This window comes from Alistipes montrealensis (assembly GCF_018362775.1).
In the GTDB taxonomy this organism is placed as follows: Bacteria; Bacteroidota; Bacteroidia; order Bacteroidales; family Rikenellaceae; genus Alistipes; species Alistipes montrealensis.
In genome coordinates this window covers 536,901-556,690 of the sequence record NZ_JAGYXY010000002.1, presented here as the reverse complement: position 1 = coordinate 556,690, position 19,790 = coordinate 536,901, and the positions used below count along the sequence as shown (strand labels likewise).

General features: G+C 60.5%; 21 protein-coding genes. 8 read left to right on the top strand and 13 right to left on the bottom strand.

The window, feature by feature from the left end:
- Positions 1-73 precede the first annotated feature (73 nt).
- Entirely contained in the window at positions 74-757 is a 684-nt protein-coding gene (locus KG007_RS05420) for an energy transducer TonB (RefSeq protein WP_195459002.1), read from the bottom strand.
- A gap of 157 nt (positions 758-914) precedes the next feature.
- Here KG007_RS05420 and rlmN point away from each other — a divergent pair, with 157 nt between their 5' ends.
- Together rlmN and KG007_RS05410 are read left to right on the top strand one after the other, a co-directional pair.
- Positions 915-1,943 (top strand): 23S rRNA (adenine(2503)-C(2))-methyltransferase RlmN, encoded by a 1,029-nt coding sequence (gene rlmN / locus KG007_RS05415; protein ID WP_195459003.1) that lies wholly within the window; start codon positions 915-917, stop codon positions 1,941-1,943.
- A gap of 83 nt (positions 1,944-2,026) precedes the next feature.
- Positions 2,027-2,452 (top strand): thioredoxin family protein, encoded by a 426-nt coding sequence (locus KG007_RS05410; protein WP_213347621.1) that lies wholly within the window; start codon positions 2,027-2,029, stop codon positions 2,450-2,452.
- Here KG007_RS05410 and KG007_RS05405 read toward each other — a convergent pair whose 3' ends face one another.
- Genes KG007_RS05405 through KG007_RS05390 form a run of 4 tightly spaced genes read right to left on the bottom strand, consistent with a single transcriptional unit; the run spans position 2,453 to position 5,314 of the window.
- Positions 2,453-2,968, bottom strand: coding sequence for an HXXEE domain-containing protein (locus tag KG007_RS05405; protein WP_213347620.1), 516 nt, complete (start codon positions 2,966-2,968; stop codon positions 2,453-2,455). It abuts the gene before it with no gap.
- Between the two features lie 9 nt (positions 2,969-2,977).
- A complete protein-coding gene (rsmG, locus tag KG007_RS05400; RefSeq protein WP_195459009.1) occupies positions 2,978-3,601 on the bottom strand; it encodes a 16S rRNA (guanine(527)-N(7))-methyltransferase RsmG in 624 nt (207 codons plus the stop codon).
- A 4-nt stretch (positions 3,602-3,605) separates the two neighbouring features.
- Positions 3,606-4,169 carry an RNA polymerase sigma factor gene (locus tag KG007_RS05395; protein WP_195459012.1) on the bottom strand — a complete coding sequence of 188 codons (564 nt, stop codon included), beginning with the start codon at positions 4,167-4,169 and terminating at the stop codon, positions 3,606-3,608.
- Positions 4,160-5,314 (bottom strand): glycosyltransferase, encoded by a 1,155-nt coding sequence (locus tag KG007_RS05390; RefSeq protein ID WP_195459015.1) that lies wholly within the window; start codon positions 5,312-5,314, stop codon positions 4,160-4,162. The genes KG007_RS05395 and KG007_RS05390 overlap by 10 nt, the downstream gene beginning before the upstream one ends.
- A 59-nt stretch (positions 5,315-5,373) precedes the next feature.
- On the opposite strand from KG007_RS05390, the gene tgt reads away from it, so the two are divergent.
- The 5 genes from tgt (at position 5,374) to KG007_RS05365 (ending at position 11,530) form a co-directional block, all read left to right on the top strand.
- On the top strand, positions 5,374-6,504 hold the full coding sequence (tgt, locus tag KG007_RS05385) for a tRNA guanosine(34) transglycosylase Tgt (RefSeq protein WP_213347619.1): 1,131 nt from the start codon (positions 5,374-5,376) through the stop codon (positions 6,502-6,504).
- 3 nt (positions 6,505-6,507) lie between these two features.
- On the top strand, positions 6,508-7,611 hold the full coding sequence (locus tag KG007_RS05380) for an LptF/LptG family permease (RefSeq protein WP_195459020.1): 1,104 nt from the start codon (positions 6,508-6,510) through the stop codon (positions 7,609-7,611).
- Positions 7,612-7,621: 10 nt separating this feature from the next.
- Positions 7,622-8,581 carry a PASTA domain-containing protein gene (locus tag KG007_RS05375; RefSeq protein WP_213347618.1) on the top strand — a complete coding sequence of 320 codons (960 nt, stop codon included), beginning with the start codon at positions 7,622-7,624 and terminating at the stop codon, positions 8,579-8,581.
- Entirely contained in the window at positions 8,581-9,663 is a 1,083-nt protein-coding gene (locus KG007_RS05370; RefSeq protein ID WP_213347617.1) for an RluA family pseudouridine synthase, read from the top strand. Before KG007_RS05375 ends, KG007_RS05370 begins: the two co-directional genes overlap by 1 nt.
- A 157-nt stretch (positions 9,664-9,820) precedes the next feature.
- A complete protein-coding gene (locus KG007_RS05365) occupies positions 9,821-11,530 on the top strand; it encodes a YgiQ family radical SAM protein (RefSeq protein ID WP_213347616.1) in 1,710 nt (569 codons plus the stop codon).
- 125 nt (positions 11,531-11,655) lie between these two features.
- Here KG007_RS05365 and KG007_RS05360 read toward each other — a convergent pair whose 3' ends face one another.
- From KG007_RS05360 to prmA, 5 genes are all read right to left on the bottom strand, one after another.
- Positions 11,656-12,936, bottom strand: a complete 1,281-nt coding sequence (locus tag KG007_RS05360; protein WP_213347615.1) for a YeiH family protein — start codon at positions 12,934-12,936, stop codon at positions 11,656-11,658.
- A 42-nt stretch (positions 12,937-12,978) separates the two neighbouring features.
- Positions 12,979-14,028, bottom strand: coding sequence for a porin (locus KG007_RS05355; protein WP_213347614.1), 1,050 nt, complete (start codon positions 14,026-14,028; stop codon positions 12,979-12,981).
- A 120-nt stretch (positions 14,029-14,148) separates the two neighbouring features.
- On the bottom strand, positions 14,149-14,523 hold the full coding sequence (locus KG007_RS05350; protein ID WP_229095380.1) for a hypothetical protein: 375 nt from the start codon (positions 14,521-14,523) through the stop codon (positions 14,149-14,151).
- A 33-nt stretch (positions 14,524-14,556) separates the two neighbouring features.
- Positions 14,557-15,282 (bottom strand): DNA repair protein RecO, encoded by a 726-nt coding sequence (gene recO / locus KG007_RS05345; protein ID WP_195459039.1) that lies wholly within the window; start codon positions 15,280-15,282, stop codon positions 14,557-14,559.
- A gap of 129 nt (positions 15,283-15,411) precedes the next feature.
- The gene (gene prmA, locus KG007_RS05340) at positions 15,412-16,242 is read right to left on the bottom strand and encodes a 50S ribosomal protein L11 methyltransferase (protein ID WP_213347613.1); all 831 of its coding nucleotides are present in this window, start codon (positions 16,240-16,242) and stop codon (positions 15,412-15,414) included.
- A 68-nt stretch (positions 16,243-16,310) separates the two neighbouring features.
- Here prmA and xerD point away from each other — a divergent pair, with 68 nt between their 5' ends.
- Positions 16,311-17,207, top strand: a complete 897-nt coding sequence (xerD, locus tag KG007_RS05335) for a site-specific tyrosine recombinase XerD (protein WP_213347612.1) — start codon at positions 16,311-16,313, stop codon at positions 17,205-17,207.
- 170 nt (positions 17,208-17,377) lie between these two features.
- Here xerD and KG007_RS05330 read toward each other — a convergent pair whose 3' ends face one another.
- Genes KG007_RS05330 through KG007_RS05320 form a run of 3 tightly spaced genes read right to left on the bottom strand, consistent with a single transcriptional unit; the run spans position 17,378 to position 19,726 of the window.
- Complete coding sequence (locus tag KG007_RS05330; protein WP_213347611.1) at positions 17,378-17,731, bottom strand: cytosine deaminase; 354 nt, start codon at positions 17,729-17,731, stop codon at positions 17,378-17,380.
- Positions 17,688-18,518: a DUF4296 domain-containing protein gene (locus KG007_RS05325; protein WP_195459050.1), complete on the bottom strand. Its 831-nt coding sequence runs from the start codon at positions 18,516-18,518 to the stop codon at positions 17,688-17,690. The genes KG007_RS05330 and KG007_RS05325 overlap by 44 nt, the downstream gene beginning before the upstream one ends.
- Complete coding sequence (locus tag KG007_RS05320) at positions 18,515-19,726, bottom strand: ABC transporter permease (RefSeq protein ID WP_213347610.1); 1,212 nt, start codon at positions 19,724-19,726, stop codon at positions 18,515-18,517. Before KG007_RS05320 ends, KG007_RS05325 begins: the two co-directional genes overlap by 4 nt.
- Positions 19,727-19,790 lie beyond the last annotated feature (64 nt).

Below are 19,790 nucleotides of genomic sequence, written 5' to 3'. Positions count from 1 at the left end.
GAAACGAATCGATGCAGCCTTATTTGCAGGAACTCCGCCGCGGCTGCCGGGCGGATATTCCTGTCCCGGGGTCTTAGTTCTGTACGCGGAAGTCTACCGGCAGGGTATACTTCACACGCACTACCTGGTTACGCTGTTTTCCGGGGCTCCACTTCGGCGACTTGTTCAGTACGCGGATGGCTTCCTCCGAAAGCGAACGGTCGGGCGTCTGCAACACCTGGATGTTGGTCAGGCGGCCGTCCTTCTCGATCACGAACGAGAGAACCACACGGCCCTGGATACCGTTCTCGAGAGCGATCTGCGGGAACTTCACATTCTGCTGTACCCAGTTACGGAACGTATTGAGGTCTCCGCCCTGGAACGAAGGCATGGTCTCGGCGATCAGGAACGGCTGGTCGTCCTCGATGGTCTCTTCACCCACCTCGACCTGCTGAATCACTTCGGTGTTCTCGTCGAACTCGGCGAAGTCCACTTCGGTCGTAATCTTCGTGTCGTTGGTCACGACCTGCAGCAGGTCGGAGATAACCTTCACCTCGACACGCTTCGGCGTCTCGGGAGGCTTCTGGTCCTGACGGGTGATCTCGACGATCTCCTCTTCGACGATAGCTGCCTGCAAATCAATCTTTTCAATCGTGCGCTCCTTCGGTGTGTACGCAAATGCCCCGATCACGAGACCAAGCGCAATGACCAAACCGATTTCGAGCAAAAGACCCCGCTTGTTCCCAAGGTCCGCTTTGGGTGATTTTTTAACTTCCATTTATTTTAAAAATTTTTAATTGTTCGGGTAAATACGTACATAGGTGCGCTATGCACCACAAATATATGGATAAAAATTCAAAAAAGCACAGACGGACACAAAAATCTTCATTTTTTGCCTACTTTTGTCACCGGAAATAGCCCCCGGAACCCGAAGAATGGCACATCAGGAATCGTTATACGGCAAAACGCCCGACCAGCTCGCGGCCCTGTGCGGCGAGTTGGGAATGCCGCGCTTCGCTGCGCGGCAGATCGCCCGCTGGCTTTACGTCCGCCACACGGAGGACCCGATGCGGATGACCGACATCGCCGCCGCCCACCGCGAGCGGCTCGCCGAACGGTTCCAGCAGGTCCTCAGCGCACCGGAACGCGTCACCGAATCGGCTGACGGCACAAAAAAATACCTGTTCCGCACCCCCGAGGGACACTATATCGAAGCGGCTTATATCCCCGACGGGGAGCGGGCCACGCTCTGCGTCTCGTCGCAGGCCGGCTGCCGCATGGGATGCAGGTTCTGCGCCACAGGGCGGCAGGGGCTCCAGCAATCGCTCACGGCAGCCCAGATCCTCAACCAGATCGTCTCACTGCCCGAACGCGACAAACTCACCAACCTCGTGTTCATGGGCATGGGCGAGCCGCTCGACAACACCGGCGAGGTGCTGCGGGCGCTCGAAATCCTCACCGCCGAGTGGGGTTTCGGCTGGTCGCCGACGCGCATCACGCTCTCCACGGCGGGCGTCGTACCCGAACTGCGGCGGTTTCTCGACGCAACGAAGGTCCACCTGGCCGTCAGCCTGCACAACCCCTTTCACGAGGAACGCATGGAGATCATGCCCGTCGAACGGGCCTGGCCCATCGCCGAAGTCGCCGCAATCCTCCGGGAATACGACTTCACCCACCAACGGCGGGTGTCGTTCGAATATATCGTGATGAGCGGGCTGAACGACTCCCCGCGCCACATCCGCGAACTGACGCGCCTCGTGAACGGCATCAAATGCCGCATCAACCTGATCCGGTTCCACCGCATTCCCGACTCGCCCTACTTCTCGCCCGGCGACGAGGCGATGATCCGTTTCCGCGACGCGCTGACCGCCCGCGGCATCCAGACCACGATCCGGGCTTCGCGCGGCGAAGACATCCAGGCCGCCTGCGGACTGCTGAGCACCCGGCTGAAAGCCGGACTTTAGAGGCTGCCTCCGTTTTTTGCAACCGCAAAATCCACCCGGTCCGGTTTTTGCTCCCGTCACCGAAAACACGAAACACGACTCGCATGAAAAAACTGATTTTCGTACTGATGCTCGCCCTCGGAACGGGCGCGGCGCAGGCACAGGTGAAATTCGAAACCAAATCGACGGATGCCGTGCGCGAAATGGCCGTCAAACAGGGCAAGCTGGTCTTCATCGACCTTTACGCCGACTGGTGTCCCCCGTGCCGGGCAATGGAGCGGGAGGTCTTTTCACGCAAAGATGTCGGGGAGTTCATGGACCAGCGTTTCGTGGCGGCCAAATACGATACGGACAAAACCACGGGCCGCGAACTGATGAAAAAGTACGGCAGCGGAGCCATTCCGCTCTACCTCGTATTCGACACGCAGGGCGAACTGCTGGGCCGCATCCAGGGCGCCGCCGACGCCGACACCTTCATGGACAACCTCCGCACGATCATCGCCCGGCAGAAACCCGCGGCAAAACGATAGTCACTTTTTTCGGCCCGCCGCCCCCGCAACGGCATGCAGCAGCAACAGGTTGACGGCCGCAACCACACACCCCGCAACGCCGCAGATCAGCAACTCCCGGAGCGTAAAAAGCCGTGAGTTTATCACCGTACACAGTCCCCAGCCGCAATAGGCCAGCGCCGCCAGCGAAGTCGCGGCGACGGGAATATAGCGCCCGACGGCGATCCATTGCACGATATGCACGACGAGATGCACGCCGAAGGCGAGGAACAGGGCCAGCCACGGCAGATAATCGTGTGAAACGGCGCCGTAGAGGGTAACGGCCGACAAGATCGCCAACTCCTCGGCGGCCATCGCCACAAATCGCACCGGGGTGATTGCGGCGACATGGGAAAGCACACGGCCGGAGAGGCGCGGGAAACGCCGCGAAAGTTCATCCCGGTTGCGCCGCAGCCATCCGGGGAGGAAGAGCGCCTCTTCGGCGTCGTGGAGCACGAACACCGCAGGCAACAGCCACAGCAACAGACCCGGCAGCATTTCCGGAGTTTATTTTTTAGGGGTATATACCACTTTCTTGGTCTCGAAGAACTCCTCTTCGAAAAAACGCGGGATGTCGTAGATATACCACCGCTTGCCCGTCAGGGCCAGTTCTTCGGCCAGGTCGCCGCCCTTGAGATAAAGAATGCCGTTGGGCAGCGAGCCTTTCTGCCCCCGCTCGATGCGGTTCCATATCCAGCCGACGAACTCCGGCATGGCCGTTACGGCGCGCGAAACGACATAGTCGAAACGCTCGGTCAGGGTCTCGACCCGCACACAGCGGGGATCGAGGTTCGTAAGGCCGAGGCCTTCGGCGACCCCTTCCACCACGGTTATTTTCTTGCGGATGGAGTCCGCGGCCGTGAAATGCGCCTCGGGAAAGAGGATCGCCAGCGGCACGGAGGGGAATCCTCCGCCGCACCCCACGTCCAGAATCCGCGCTCCGGCGTCGAACGTGCATACCTTGGCGATGGCGAGCGAATGCAGCACGTGGCGCAGGTAGAGCTGGTCGAAATCCTTGCGCGAAACGACGTTGATCTTGGCGTTCCAGTCGGCATAGAGGTCGTACAACGCCGCAAACTGCCGCCGCTGTCCGTCGGTAATTTCGGGGAAATATTTTTCGATCAATTCCATGGCATCACTTGTTTTCGCCCAATGCGATCAGTTTGCACATCTGCTCGCGGGCACGGTGTATCTGGGTTTTCACGGTTCCGAGCGGCAGCACCAGTTTCGCCGCGATCTCCTCGTAGGAGTACTCCTCGAAAAAGCGCATCAGGATCAGTTGCCGGTAACGGGGTGTAAGGCGTTCGAGGTAGAGTTCGATCTGCGTCCGCTGCTGAAGGTTGATCACGCTCTCCTCGGGAGTCGGGGCGCTCGACGCCGGGGCGGCGAAACGCTCGTCGATCGGCAAATCGTCCTGACGCCGGCGCACGAAGTCGATGAACGTATTGCGCGCAATGGTATAGACCCACTGCCCGAAGGTGTACTCCGCACTGTAACGGTGAAGGTTGATATAAACTTTGATAAAAGTCTCCTGCAACAGGTCGTCGGCGTCGTTCGCACCCCCGAGCCGCTGCACGAACAGCCGGTGGATGGCATCGCGGTAGCGGTTGAAAAGGTACTCGAAGGCGCCGTTGTCGCCTTTGAGCACGCGTTCGACCAGTTCCCGGTCTTCGGCTACGATATAGTCGGCTATCTCCATACGCGGTTGTCACGGCGGAGCAGCATTGCCCACAGCGCGGCAGCCCACAGCGGGCTGAGCAGGTCGTAGATAAAGTAACGGCCCGCAATGCCGCCCTCGCCCAGCCGCCGGGCGACGCGGCGCACTTCGAGCGCCACGACGACGTAGCGGACGATCAGCAGCAGCAGTGCGGCGAGCTTGTATTCCGGGGGCATGACTGCGATAGCGCAGGCCACGGCGGCGAAAAAGAGTACGCGCGAACCCAGTTCCCAGCCGACGAAGGTCTTCACCGCACGGGGATAGAACCGGAACGCCGAACCGAAATAGCGCAGCTGGCTCATCCACCAGCCCATGCCGCCCCACATCTTCTCGCGCAGCGAGGCACGGGGCGAAAGGATGACGCTCACGTTGTCGCGCGTCATAACCTGCTGCATGAACAGGTCGTCCTCGCCGATATTCATATTGAGGTGGCTGAAGCCGTTGGCTCCGAAATAGAGGCTCTTGGTGAAACCGTAGTTGTGGAGCGTTCCGCGATAGGCGCGGCGACGCACGGCCCGGGCGATCCAGTCGGCCGAATGCATCATCCGCCAGGCGCGCATCATGAAGTTCGAAAAGCCCTTTCCGCGCTCCACGCCGCAATAACCCACCACGATTTCGCCGCGCATGAAGCCCTTGGCCATCAGCGACAGCCAGCGGTCGGTCTGCGGCACGGCGTCGGTCGAGGTAAAAATCATGTGCTCGTAGTGCGCCGACTTGATACCCACGTTGAGCGCCATCTTGCGCGAAATCGGAAAGCGGGGATCGAGGTGGATTTTCGTGGTCGTGATCTGCGGGAACGACTGTTTCAGCCGCACGAGGTCCTCGTAAAAATCGGAGTCGTGGCCCACGTAGACGATCACCACCTCGAAATCGGGGTAATTCTGGGCCAGCACCAGCGGCAGCCGCTCCTCGACGAACGAATAGTCCTCCGAAAAGAGCGGAACCACCACCGACACGGACGGCTCCCGGTCCAACGTCTGCGGACGGCGGTTGTTCTTATAGCCGGGGATACGGCCGTAGACGAAAATATAATAGTACAACTGCACGCCGAGCATGAGCAGCACCGCTCCCGCAAGAGCCGCACCCTCCCAGCCGTAGCATGCCAGAAAAGAATCGATAAATTGCATATTGACGAAATATGCGCAAAGATAGAAATATTTTGTGTATTTTTGCCGAATATATGAGTATGAAATTCACCCTGCAACATAAAGACCCTTCGTCGCACGCCCGCGCAGGCGAACTGCAGACCGACCACGGTGTGATCCGGACCCCGATCTTCATGCCCGTCGGCACGGCGGCTACGGTGAAGGGCATCTTCCACCGCGACGTGCGTGACGAGGCACGGGCGCAGATCATCCTGGCCAACACCTACCACCTCTACCTGCGGCCCGGCATGGAAATCCTCGAACGGGCCGGCGGGGTACACCGGTTTTCGACCTGGGAAGGCCCTATGCTCACCGACAGCGGCGGGTTTCAGGTCTTCTCGCTCGCAGCCTGCCGTAAGCTCAAGGAGGAGGGATGCCATTTCCGCTCGCACATCGACGGTTCGAAGCACCTCTTCACGCCCGAAAGCGTCATAGACACCGAGCGTACGATCGGCGCCGACATCATGATGGCCTTCGACGAGTGCCCCCCGGGCGACGCCCCGCGGGAATACGCCGCCAAGTCGCTCGACCTCACCGAGCGGTGGCTCGACCGCTGTTTCGACCGCTACCGCCAGACCCAGCCCAAATACGGCCACTACCAGGCCCTGTTCCCCATCGTGCAGGGATGCACCTACCCCGACCTGCGCGCCCGGGCTGCGGAGAATGTAAAGCAATACGATGCAGACGGTTACGCTATCGGCGGACTGGCCGTCGGCGAACCTACCCCCGTGATGTACGAAATGATCGAAGTGGTCAACGCCATACTACCGGAGGATCGTCCGCGTTATCTGATGGGCGTGGGTACGCCGGTGAACATCCTCGAAGGCATCGAACGCGGCGTAGACATGTTCGATTGCGTGATGCCGACGCGCAACGGCCGCAACGGACAACTGTTCACGGCCGAAGGCGTCATCAACATCCGCAACAAGAAGTGGGAGGACGACTTTTCGCCGATCGACCCCGAAGGCACGGCTTTCGTCGACACACTCTATTCGAAGGCCTACCTCCACCACCTGACGGTCTGCGGCGAGATGCTCGCGGCTCAGATCGCCTCGCTGCACAACATCGCCTTCTACCTGCGGCTGGTCGGCGCGGCGCGCGAACACATCCTCGCCGGTGACTTTGCGGCGTGGAAAGAGACCATGGTCGGGAAACTGCAACGAAGACTCTAAATAATGAAAATGCGCTTTCCGGGGTTCAAGATTTTGGACCGCTACATACTGGGGAAGTTCCTGACGACCTACTTCTTCGCCATTGCAATGATCATCGTCATCGTGGTGGTCTTCGACTACGTGGAGAAAATCGACGACTTCACGGAACTGCACGCACCCCTGAAATCGGTGATCCTCGACTATTACCTCAACTTCATTCCCTTCTTCATCAACCAGTTCAGCGGCCTTTTCACCTTCATCGCGTGTATCTTCTTCACCTCGAAGATGGCCTACCAGACCGAGATCGTCGCCATGCTCTCGGGCGGCATGTCGTTCCGCCGCCTGATGTGGCCCTACTTCCTGGGCGCGCTGATCATCGGATCGCTCTCGCTGACGCTCAACCTCTGGCTGATTCCCCTCTCGCAGCGGCACATCGTCGATTTCGAGCAGCAATACATCAAACGCAAACAGAACACCAAATACGACCGCCATATCTACCGCCAGATCGAACCCGGAACCTTCGCCTACATCCGCGGCTACAACGACGGCGCCCGCCAGGCCTCGTTCTTCGTCCTGGAGCATTACAACAGCGGCACGATGACCCATTCGCTCGAAGCGTCGGACGCCAAGTTCGACGCCGAGACCAAACGCTGGACCGCCCCGCGCTACACCAAACGCGAGTTCGACTCGCTGGGTGTCGAAAAGTTCGAACAGTTCCGCAACCTCGACACGCTGATCAACCTCGAAGTGACCGAGCTGGGCGAAATCAACGACCTGATCCAGACCATGAACATCGGCCAGCTCAACGAATTCCTCGCCCAGCAGCGGGCCAAAGGCTCCGACTCGATCAACATCATCGAGGTCGAGAAACACGCCCGCTACGCCTATCCGCTCTCGACGTTCATCCTGACGCTGATCGGCGTTTCGCTCTCCTCGCGTAAGGTCCGCGGCGGAACCGGCCTGCACATCGGCATCGGCACGGGACTCTGCTTCTCGTATATCCTTTTCAACCGCTTCTTCGAGGAGTTCGCCAAGAGCGGAACCCTCCCGCCCGGGCTGGCCGTGTGGCTCCCGAACATCATCTACCTCTTCATCGCCGTCTACCTTTACCGGAAGGCCCCGAAATAACCTGCAATTTATGGAGAAACCCAAAAATTTCCTGTCCCGGCTCCGGCAGCGCCCGCTGTTGTGGAACCTCGTACTGATCGGAGCGATCATCCTCGTGATGGCCGTTGCCGCGCATATCCTCATGCAGCTGGGTACGCGCCACGGCGCACGGCGCACCGTGCCCGACTTCGCGGGCGTGCCGCTCCACGAAGCCCAGCGCATCGCCCGCAAGCACGACCTGCACCTGCATATCAACGACTCGCTGTTCGTCCCCGCCTATGAAGGCGGCATCGTCCTCGACCAACTGCCCGAAGGGGGCGTCGAAGTGAAACCCGGACGCACGGTCTACATCACGATCAACTCCTTCCGCCAGAAGATGGTCCCCGTGCCCTATGTGGCCGGACGTTCCCTGCGGCAGGCCAAGAACATGCTCGAAATCGCCGGTCTGGAGATCGCCGAACTGGTCTACCGCGCCGACATGGCTACCAACTACGTACTGGAGGAGTACTGCGACGGTAAACCCGTCACCCAAACCACGCGCATGGAGGCAGAGATGGGTTCCGGCGTGACGCTTTACGTGGGCGTCGAAGACGGCTACGGCTCGACGATCGTGCCGCGGCTGGTGGGACTCCCCTTCGCGCAGGCCAAAGGCCGCCTCTGGGAACTGGGTCTCAACGTGGGGCGCATCGACTTCGACGAAGGCATCAACCTCCTCAACCAGAAGGATTCGCGCGTCTACATCCAAACCCCGGGCGCAGAACGCAGCGCTGCGCTGGGCTCGAAGGTCGACCTGCGGCTGACACTCGACGAAAAGAAACTCGCCCAATACCGGACCGAGGCCGAGAAGCAGGCCATACAGGCCGCCCGGGAGCGCCAGGCCGAGGAACAGGAACTGGCCGACTCGCTGGCCCGCACAGCCCTGGAAGAGGCTTCGGCCGAACCCGCCGCCGACCAGCCCGCCCGCAAAGACAACGACGGATTTTTCGACTGATGACCGACAAGCACCCCATCGACGACCCGGAACTGGATGCAGTCCCGGCCGACGCGGAGGACGAAGAAGAAGCCGGCCTCTACGAGCACTATGCGGTGACGGCCGACAAGGGCCAGACCCCCATGCGGCTGGACAAGTTCCTGACCGTAAGGATGGAGCACTGTTCGCGCAACCGCATCCAGGCCGCAGCCGACAGCGGAAACATCCTCGTGAACGGCAAGGCCGCCAAGTCGAGCTACAAGGTCAAACCGCTGGACCGCATCCAGATCGTGATGCCCTACCCGCGGCGCGAGATCGAACTCCTCGCCGAAGACATTCCGCTCGAAATCCCCTACGAGGACAAATGGCTGCTGCTGGTCGACAAACCGGCAGGTCTGGTCGTACATCCGGGCGTCGGCAATTACAGCGGCACGCTGGTCAATGCGCTGATGTTCCACCTCAACAAGCAGGGGATCCCCGCCGAGGAGCAGAACCGCGCAGGATTGGTGCACCGCATCGACAAGAACACCTCGGGACTGCTGGTCATCGCCAAGGACGAGCAGACCCATGCCCGGCTGGCCAAGCAGTTCTTCGACCACACGATCCAACGCCGCTACGTGGCCCTCGTGTGGGGCAATTTCGACGAGGACGAAGGCACGATCACGGGCAACATCGGCCGCAGCCCCAAGGACCGGCAAAAGATGTTCGTTTTCGCCGACGGATCCGACGGCAAACACGCCGTGACGCACTGGAAAGTGCTGAAACGCTATGGTTACGTGACCCTCGTGGAGTGCCGCCTCGAAACGGGACGCACCCACCAGATTCGCGTCCACATGGCGTGGATCGGGCATCCGCTGTTCAACGACGAACGCTACGGCGGCGACCGCATCCTCAAGGGCACGACCTTTGCCAAATACCACCAGTTCATCGAGAACTGCTTCTCCGTGATGCCGCGCCATGCGCTGCACGCCCGCCTGCTGGGCTTCGAACACCCCGCGACGCACGAGGAGGTGCTGTTCGAAAGCCCCCTCCCGGCCGATTTCCAGTCCCTGCTGGCCAAATGGGACACCTATTGTTCGACATCCAAAGATGCCGAACAATAATTAAAAATGAAAAATGAAGAATTAAAAATTTTACCCGTTCGCAAAGGGCTGCTCGAAACCGGAGGCCAAGCGATGCCCCAAGGATTCACTTCCCATACATCCGACCATACGCGACCTGTGCCCCTATTTTTAATTCTTAATTTTTAATTGCGAATTCATGTTCCTACCGACCACCATCAAGGAAGTCCGCGCACGCGGATGGGATCAGCTCGACGTGATCCTCTTCTCGGGCGACGCCTACATCGACCACCCGGCATTCGGAGCGGCCGTCGTGGGGCGTCTGCTGGAGGCCGAGGGTTACCGCGTGGCGATCGTTCCCCAGCCCAACTGGCGGGACGACCTGCGCGACTTCACCAAGCTGGGCGCACCGCGCCTCTTTTTCGGCATCTCCGGCGGGTCGATGGATTCAATGGTCAACCACTACACGGCCAACATCCGCCTGCGAAGCGACGACGCCTATACGCCCGGCGGCAAGGCGGGATTCCGTCCCGACTACGCCGTAACGGTCTACTCGCAGATTCTCAAACGCCTCTTTCCGCACGTCCCGGTGGTGGTGGGAGGCATCGAAGCCTCGCTCCGCCGCCTGACCCACTACGATTACTGGAGCAACGCGCTGAAGCCCTCCGTTCTGGCCGACTCGGGCGCCGACCTTTTGATCTACGGCATGGGCGAACGGGTCGTGCAGCAGGTCGCCAAGGCGATGCGCAACGGCTACAATGCCAAGCTGCTGCGCAAAATCCGGCAGGTGGCCTTTCTCTCCGACGAAAGTTACGTCGCGCGGCTCGACCCCGTCGAAACGATCCGCCTCAACAGCTACGAGAAGTGCGTCGGCGACAAGGCCGCCTTCGGGGAGAATTTCACCGTCATCGAAACCCAGAGCAACCTGATGGAGCCCACGGCAACGCTTGTCGAGGCCGTCGGCGACCGCTATGTGGTCGTAACGCCTGCCAACACGTCGCTTTCGACCGAAGAACTCGACCACTCGTTCGACCTCCCCTACGAGCGCGCCCCGCATCCGCGTTACACGGGCAAGGGTAACATCCCGGCGTGGGAGATGATCAAACATTCGGTCAACATCCACCGCGGCTGTTTCGGCGGCTGTTCGTTCTGCACCATTTCGGCCCACCAGGGCAAGTTTATCAATTCGCGCAGCGAACGGTCGATCCTCACCGAAGTGGCGCGTGTGGTGAAATCGCCCGGGTTCAAAGGCTACCTTTCGGACGTAGGCGCTCCGTCGGCCAACATGTACCGCATGGGCGGCCGCGACAGGGAGTTGTGCCGCAAATGCCGCCGCGCGTCGTGCCTCCACCCGAAGATGTGCCCCAACCTCGACAACGACCACCGGCCGCTGCTGGCGTTGTACGAAAAAATCCGCGCCGTCAAAGGCATCAAGAAAGCCTTCATCGGCAGCGGCATCCGTTACGACCTGTTCGACCAATCGCCTTATTTGGAAACGGTTCTGAAACACCACACCTCGGGGCGACTTAAAGTGGCGCCAGAGCATACCGAGGATAACGTGCTGAGTCTGATGCGCAAACCGCCGTTCGCGCTCTTCGAACGGCTGACGGCCGACTTCCATCGCATTTGTAATCAGGAACATCTGCCCTATCAGTTAATCCCTTACTTCATCTCGTCGCACCCGGGGTGCACCGAGCAGGACATGAAATCGCTGGCGGACAAGGTCTTGGGAAAACTCCATTTCAACCTCGAACAGGTGCAGGACCTGACCCCTACGCCGATGACCCTCTCGTCGGTGATGTTCTACACGGGCGAGAATCCCTACACGCACGAAAAAGTCTACATCGCCCGCTCGCAGGACGAAAAGCGGCGGCAGAAAAGCTATTTCTTTAAAAAACGATTCCGGTAAACCTACCGGTTTACAACCCGGTCCGCCTCCACTCACGGCGTTCCGCCGTGTCTACAAGTCTGACCCCACCCCAAACCCCTCCCTCGGGAGGGGCTTGTCGCACGCGGCCACAGAACTACCGGACATTAACTCCACAATGGTTTCAATACGCCAAACAGCAGACAGGCGATGAAGAACGTAATGACGATATTGAAGGTCTGCGCCGCAAGGAACGACCAGAGGACGTTGCGGTTCTCCTTAGAAATAATATCCTTGAGGCGTGTATCGAGGCCGATGCAGACGAAGGCCAGCGAGAAGAAGACCGTAGAGAACATCTTCGCAACACCCGGTTCGAGCAGCCTGCCTTTGGCGTCGGGCGTAAACAGGCCGTTCGACTGGAAGAGGCTGAAGACGAGCGACGCGGCGACGAACCCGAGGATGAATTTGGGGAACTTCTCCCACACGATACCCAGCGAGGGCGCCTGTCCGCCCTTCTCGCCGCGCGTCGAAAGGTAGAGCGCAATGAAGAAGGCCACCACGCCGATCAGCACGTTCTGCGCGGCTTTGATGATCACGGCGTGCTGGTTGGCGACCTCGCCGACGATCATACTCGACGCGGCGACGCCCGACGTAGTGTCGATCGTGCCGCCGATCCACGCCCCGGCAACCTCCTCGGCAACCTCGGGAGCGAACAAACGGGGCAGGATCAGGTTCGCCAGCCACGGCATGAGGTAAATCATCGGCACGACGACGATCAGCACCAGCGAGACGATGTAGGAGAGCTTCCGGTCGTCACCGCCCACCACGCGCGCCGCAGTGATCGAAGCCGAGACGCCGCAGATCGAAACGCCGCTCGAAAGAATCATCGCCGAACGCTGATCGACCTTCATGCGGCGTGAGAACCAGAAGGCGAAGAACCACACGACGGCCACCACGAGGCAGGCCTGGACGAGTCCGAAGACACCCGATTTCATCACATCGCTGAAAAGGATCGTCGCCCCGAGGCACACCACGCCGATCTTGATGAAGAATTCGCCCTGGATAGCAGGCTTCATCCACGCGGGAACGCGCCACACGTTGCGGATCAAGAGGCCGAAGAGCACCGAGAAGAAGACCGACTCGAAACCATAGTAGGAGACCGCCGGGATTTTGGCAACGACCTGCGCCAGCAACGACACGGCGAAAACTACGACCAGCGACGGCAGCAGTCCCCTGAGGGGACGGCGCAGCATGAGGCAGCCGACGTAGAGCACCACCAGGACGATGACGAAGAGAAAGGCGATGTTGTACCACGCCACACTGCCCACGAGCGTCCCGGGGACGGAGGGCAGGTCGGCGGGGATGAGCGCCGCAAGCAGCAGCAGCGGAATCGAAACCCAGACTACCACCCAGTCTTCGACACGGAATTTTTCGAAAAAGTTTTTCATATCAGAATTGTTTGCAATTTTCAGAGGGGATGCGCATACCGCTTAAAAAATACCGGAGAGCATCAGCGACACGACATTGCGGTTCGCAGCGGCACGGGAGGCGTAATCCTCGTAAGTATAGTTGAGCTGGCAGCGCAGGTAACGCACGGGCTGCCACGTCAGGCCTGCCGTATAGTTGGTCTGGCGCGAAGCGTTCTCCGAAGCATTTTCGAGGAACGTATCGTAACGCAGCGCAGGCATCAGCGTCGGCGTCACGCGCCAGCCACCGACGGCGTACCAGCCCCTGCTGTCCAGTTCGCCGCCCGTGGGAAGCCCCGTCGTTCCGCTGACATACTCGCTGCGCAGGACCACGGGACCCTCGTCGTAGCAGGCTCCGACACCGTAGCGGATACGTTTGAGGTAATCGGAGCCATATTCGCCCCAGTAATAGGATCCGGTGACCTGGAGGCCCCGGGCCGGGCGAAGCGTCATGCGCGCCACGATGTCCTTGGACTTGTTCTTATCCTTGGTGTTGAGTCCTTCGCCGTTGAAAACCGCGAGGTCGTAGCTCAGGACGCTATACCCTTTCTTGTTGAAAAAGCCGCCGTAGACCATGGCCCCCAGATCGCGCCCCGTGGCGGAAAGTCCGCACACGTCGTCGAAACCCATCAGCCTGCGCAGCGCCATCGGATATTCGATAAACTCATATTTAAGCGGCACATAATCGGTATTTTCGATCGAGAAAGGCACTTTGTATTCGCCCAACTGGAAATTCAACTGCTCGAAAGGCCGGTAGCGAACGTAGGCGTCGACGAGTTTCGGCGAGGCAAACTCGATCTGCACGCGGTAGTCGAGTTTCGGGGCTATGTCGCCCGCCAGATTCAGACGCACCCGTTTGATGTAGAAAGTCGAAGAGGTCTCCGACCATTCATAACCGGTCTGGACATAGCCCGAGATCCGGGGCAGGCGGGCCAGGATTTTATCCCACGCAGAGGTTTTGGTTTTCAAAGTTTCGATTTCGGCCGAAAGTTCCGCAACGGTAGGTGCGGAGGGTTCCCCGGCAAGGATTCCGAGCGGGAACAGCGACAGCAGCAATGTAAGAATCGGTTTCATAAGCGACGGTTCTTTTCCGGGTACAAAAGTCGCAAATTCTCCGCTTCGGGTCAATACGCGTAAATACGTAAAAAGGGCCGGACATATCCGGCCCTTTTATCGGAACACCCTTACAGCGCATCAGCGCGGCATGGGGAACGAAAGCGTACGTGCATCGAGGTAGGCGTCGGGGAAGGGACTCCAGTTCCAGGCCTGGCCGTTCGAAAGCGAGAAATGCTGGCCCAGGCGCAGGGTATTGTTGTCGATGACGGTGACGCGCGAAGGCAGGTTCTCCTTCTGGATAACCACCACCGAGGTCATCGACACCGAAGGTTTGGTCTTCACCGGCGCCATCGTTTTGTAATCGGGTTTCCACGGCGACATATGCGCCAGCGAATCGGGAAGCGTAAAGCCCGAAGTGCGGGTGGTGTCGCGCCTGAAATCAAATTTCGGCTCCTGGGCCGAGGCGGTCAGCGCTACGGCGAGCGCAACGGCCGCAAGCAACATCTTTCTCATAATTTTCCCGGTTTTTATCTTTTGAATTGAACGTTAAAAAACTTCTTTTAGTATGCGCACCGACTGCACGGCGCTGATGGCATCGAGGTGGTAGCCGAAGTAGGCCAGCATGGCGCTGAGGAAGTCCGACCGCTGGTCGCGGTTGAGCCCCACGTCGCCCAGGCGGCGCACGTCGCAGCACAGCATCCGGTCCAGCAGGCAGGCACACTCCTGGGTCATCACCCCCGGATGTGTCGGCCGTGCGGCGCAGTAGAGGCCCTCGCGGATGTCGAACCACGCCCCCGGAAGGTAGTCGTTGCCCGGCCGGAAACCAAGCAGGCGGCTCAGGTTGGCCAGAAACCAAAGGTGGAAATTCGAAACCCCGTCGTCCATGGCGTCCAGCGCTTCGGCAGAACTCCACACGAAGTCGAAAAGCGGTTCGTTGGGCTCGCTCTCCCGGACGAGGCGGTACAAAACTTCGGCCATAAACAGCGCCATCGTCGACTTGCGGACATCGAACGGAAGGCTTTGCAGCGCAAATCCCGCACGCACCTCCTTGAAGCGGTCCATCTGCTGCCGCGAGGACTCCAGCCCCTCGAATTCGACGGGAAACATCGGCTGGAAAAGCGCCAGCTTCGAACCCCGGCCGTTGCGACTGCGGACGCCCTGCACCATGTAGTTGCGGCGTCCCCCGACATCGGTCAACAGGTAGGCAACCATCGACGTGTCGCCGTATTTGAGCGTATGCAGTACGATGCCGCGCCCCTTGTAGGTTTTCAAATCACTAAATCAATCTCTTTTCCCGAACGCCTTTCGGACCCGACCGCCGTTCTCGCGGCGAAACGCCGCGTTTACAAGTCTGCCCCCTAAATCCCCGCCTCGGCGGGGACTTATCGCATGCGACCGGATTTACTCCCTTTTTTTAGTATGTACTACGACCCAGCCGTCGCGGGTTTCGGTAGCGGCGGTCCTCAGCCCCAGTTTCGCGGCGGCCCCGGTGATTGCCGGAACGTCCGCTTCGAGGAATCCGCTCATCACCAAGTCGCCGCCCGGAGCCAGCGCCGCGGCATAGGCCGGCATATCGGCCAGGAGGATGTTGCGGTTGATATTGGCCAGGATAAAGTCATAATGCCGCCCCGCGATGCGGCCCACGTCGCCCAGCATCGGGGTAACGCGGTCTGCGACGCCGTTGGCGGCGACATTCTCCCGGCAGTTCTCGTCGGCCCAGTCGTCGATGTCCACGGCGTCGACATGCGCTGCGCCGCACCTGGCGGCAACGATCGCCAGCACGCCCGTGCCGCTGCCCATATCGAGTCCGCGGCGGCCCGGAACTCCGAGGTCGAGCACCGCGCGCGACATAAGCCACGTGGTAGCATGGTGGCCCGTGCCGAAAGACATGCGGGGCATCACGACCACCTCCATCTCGCCCGCAGGAGCCGGATCGTGGAACGGAGCGCGGATGCGCAGGCGGCCTTCGACATCGACCGACGGGAAATCACTCTCCCACACGGCATTCCAATTCCGGGTCGGGATAGCGGCATAACGCCCTTCGACCCCGCGGCGCGCCAACAGGGCGTCGACTTCGGCCCTGCATCCGGCCAGTTGTTCGCCGGGGATATAGGCTTTCAGCGCGCCGCCTTCCTGCTCGAAACTCTCGAACGGGAAATCGGCGAGTTCGGCGGTCAGGATTTCAGCCTGCACGTCGTCGTCGACAGCGATATTGAGGACCGTGTAATCCATATTATGTAAAATTTTTATACCTTCGCTCGGACAAAGTTACAATAATCCCGGATTCAGCGGACCAAAAGATGGCAGAAAATACGAAAAAATGGGACGAAACGGGCCGCCGTTACCGTACGTATATCAAACTGGAGAAACGGCTTTCGGAAAATACCGTCGAATCGTACATGCGCGATTACAGGCAGTTCGCACACTTCATCCTCCGCCAGTGGGACGTTGCGCCCCACAAGGTCGAACCCCAGATGGTCGAACGCTACATGGCGTGGCTCTTCGACCGCGGCCGCGAGAAGACCTCGCAGGCCCGGGCGCTGAGCAGCGTGAAGAGTTTTTTCAACTTCCTGATGATCAACGACAAGATCGAATCGTCGCCCGCTGAGTTCGTCCTGCCGCCCAAATTCGGCCGCCAACTGCCCGACGTGCTGACCACCGGGGAGATCGACCGCATCATCGCCGTCGTGGACACCTCCACGGTCAAGGGACTGCGCGACAGCGCCATGCTCGAAGTGCTCTATTCGTGCGGGCTGCGGGTCTCGGAACTCACGTCGCTCAGGATGCAGGACCTTTTTTTCGGGGAGGGTTACATCCGCGTGATCGGCAAAGGCGATAAACAACGACTCGTGCCGATCAGTTCGACGGCGCGCGACCGCATCCAGCTCTACCTCGAAGAGCGGCGGAGCGCCCGGACGGGCGAAGAGATCGTTTTCCTGAACAACCGCGGAGGACAACTCACGCGGGTGATGGTTTTCACGATCCTCAAACAGGCCGCCCGGCGGGCCGGAATCGAGAAAAGCATCAGCCCCCATACCTTCCGCCACTCGTTCGCGACACACCTGCTGGAAGGCGGCGCAAGCATCCGCCAGGTGCAGGAAATGCTGGGCCACGAGAGCATCCTCACCACCGAAATATACACCCACCTCGACCAGGAACACCTGCGGCGTACGGTCGAAGAGCACCTGCCGATTTAACGCGCATCACAGCCACAGTCCTTATTGTGCCGTCCGTCCGGAGCGTACGCCATTCGGCCTCCCTGAGCGAGGCCGGGGAGGGGTCGGATTCACAGATGCGGCCATCGGCCGCGAACAGGGTGGCGGAGCAAGAGAAGCAGCCGAAAATCAACCGAGATTCCCCGGAATAATCAGATTTTCCGAATCTGCGACTGCGGAGTAAGCCGCAGCGATTCGTAGTCGAGTCCCGAGATGACGACCAGCACCCCGCCCGGTGTCACGACCTGCGGAAGCAGTTCGGAAAGCGGGGCGGCGGCAGTGCGCATTTCCTCGAAAGCCGCGCGGTAGTCGGCGGGAAAACCGGGAACGAGCAGCCCCGCATAGAACTCCGTAGCGGCGAGGCGGTCGGGCTCGGGACAGCTTTCGGCCCGGAGCACACGACCGTCGGGCCCGAGCGTCAGAAGCGGATGCCGGACAAGGCCCTGCGGGGTCCACAACAGGTTAGAGGCTATCCTTCGGGACGGCTGCTGCACGGAGGAAGTCATCGGCGAAAATCCGGATATCGAGCTGCTTTTCGTAGAGTTTTTCGACGGCCTTACGGGTCGGGGGAGTGTAGTCCACCTTCAGGTCGGTGACCGTCACGGAAGGCCGCTCGGGTTTGCCGTTGAAGGTCAAAAAGTCGATACGCAGGCGGCGGTGCGTCGTGTCGGTCGTAAACCGGCGCGAAAAGGTCTCCTCACGGTTACGGCGCAGGGTCGTGGTGTAGACGTTGGTGCGCGAGCTGTCACGCAGTTCGAGCCAGACGGAGCCTTTCAGGCCGCGCTGGTTGCGGTCGAGCGAATCGACAAGGTATTTGAGCGAGAGGTTATACTCGCCCGGCTCGACATCGAGCGAAAAGCTCAGGCGGGCCGTATCGCGCAGCGACGCGACGCGGATAAGCGAATCGGCCAGCACCGTGCGCGTAAAGGTGCGGCGGGCGACGTTGTCGATCGTATCGAGGACGGCGACCTCCTGGTTATAGATTTTCCCCTCCTTTTCGAGCATCTCGATGGCACGCTCGACCACGTCGCCCAGGCGGGCACTCTTGCGCTTCGAAAAGTTGCCGATGGTGTAGTGCACATCGTCGGTCGTATAGCCGTAACGGGCAAAGATCGGCTCGTAGATGCGCAGCGAGTCGGTTCGCACGTTCTCACTGCCGATATAGGCATTGGTGAGGAACGCATCGTGGAAAATCTGCGCCAGTTTGTCGTCGGGAATGATCTTGTGGCGGGCGCAGGCGGCAAGCAGCAGCACCAGAGCCGCGGAAGCCGTTATACGGAGGAGTCGTTTCATAATCGGGAGGTATTTTTAATCATGCTGCGAACGGTGATATTCGACAGGACGGCGGCGACGGCGGCAAAAGCGGCGACGACAGCCACGAGGTCGGCAAAACGGAATTCGACGGGATAGCTCTTCGTGAGGAAGGTTTCGGCGGGAATCTCGATCAGCCCGAAATACTGCTGCAAGAGGGTCATACCGACGCCGAGAACGATTCCGGCGACGGCGCCGAGGCCGCAGATCAAAAAACCTTCGGAGCGGAACACGGCGCGTACAAGGCCCGTATCGGCCCCCAGGGCGCGGAGCGTGGAGATGTCGCCGCGTTTCTCGACGATCAGCATGGCCAGCGCCCCCACCACCGAGAACGAGGCGATGACGAGCACCAGCAGGGCGATGAAGAAGATGCCCCACTTCTCGTAGGTCATGATGCGGTAGAACGAAGCCCGCAGTTCGTCGCGCGTGCGGACCCGGAATTCGTCGCCTGCGGTCTCCGCAACGGCCTTGCGGACCGCCGCGGCGTCGGCTCCGGGAGCAAGGCGCACGACGAGCGCCGAGGCGCGGCCCGGATAGCCGAACAACTCCTGCGCCAGCCGCAGCGAAGCCAGTACGTAAGTGCGTTCGGTTTCGAGGTCGAGCGTATAGACCCCGCCCACGGGTTCGGTACGGCGCGTATAGTTTTCGAGCGGCAGCAGCGACGAAAACGATCCCCGCCGCACGGCGTAGAGCGTGACATCGGCGTCGGCCAGCGAGCGGATGCCCAGCATCCACGCCATCGACTGCCCGACGACCAACTGTTCCAGGTCGCCCAGCCGTACGCGCCACTCCCCGGCGGACACGGCATCGCCGAGGGGAAAGACCTCGCCATAGGCATCGTCGACGCCCCGGATCGTAGCCGTGGCCTGGCGCCCTCCGTGTTCCAGCAGGGCGCTCTGCTCCAGGGCGAACGACAACGCGCCGACACCCGGGATGCGCGCGAGGGCCACGGTATCGAGGTCGCCCTGCGCAAAGGTCTGGCCCTGCCGCGGGGCGATCGTCAGGTCGGCGTCGAAAGCCGAGTACATCGACTTGACGAGCGACTCGAAGCCGTTGAAAACCGACAGCAGGATGATCATGGCCGCAACAGGCATCGCAATGGCCGCGACGCTCAGCCCCGAGATCAGGTTGACGACCGACCGGGACTGGGACGAAAAGAGGTAGCGACGGGCAAAAAGCTGCGGCAGCATGGCGGACAAAGAGTTAAGCCGAGAACCCGGGAGTTCCCGGCAGGGCGGGGGTTACGGCACGGGA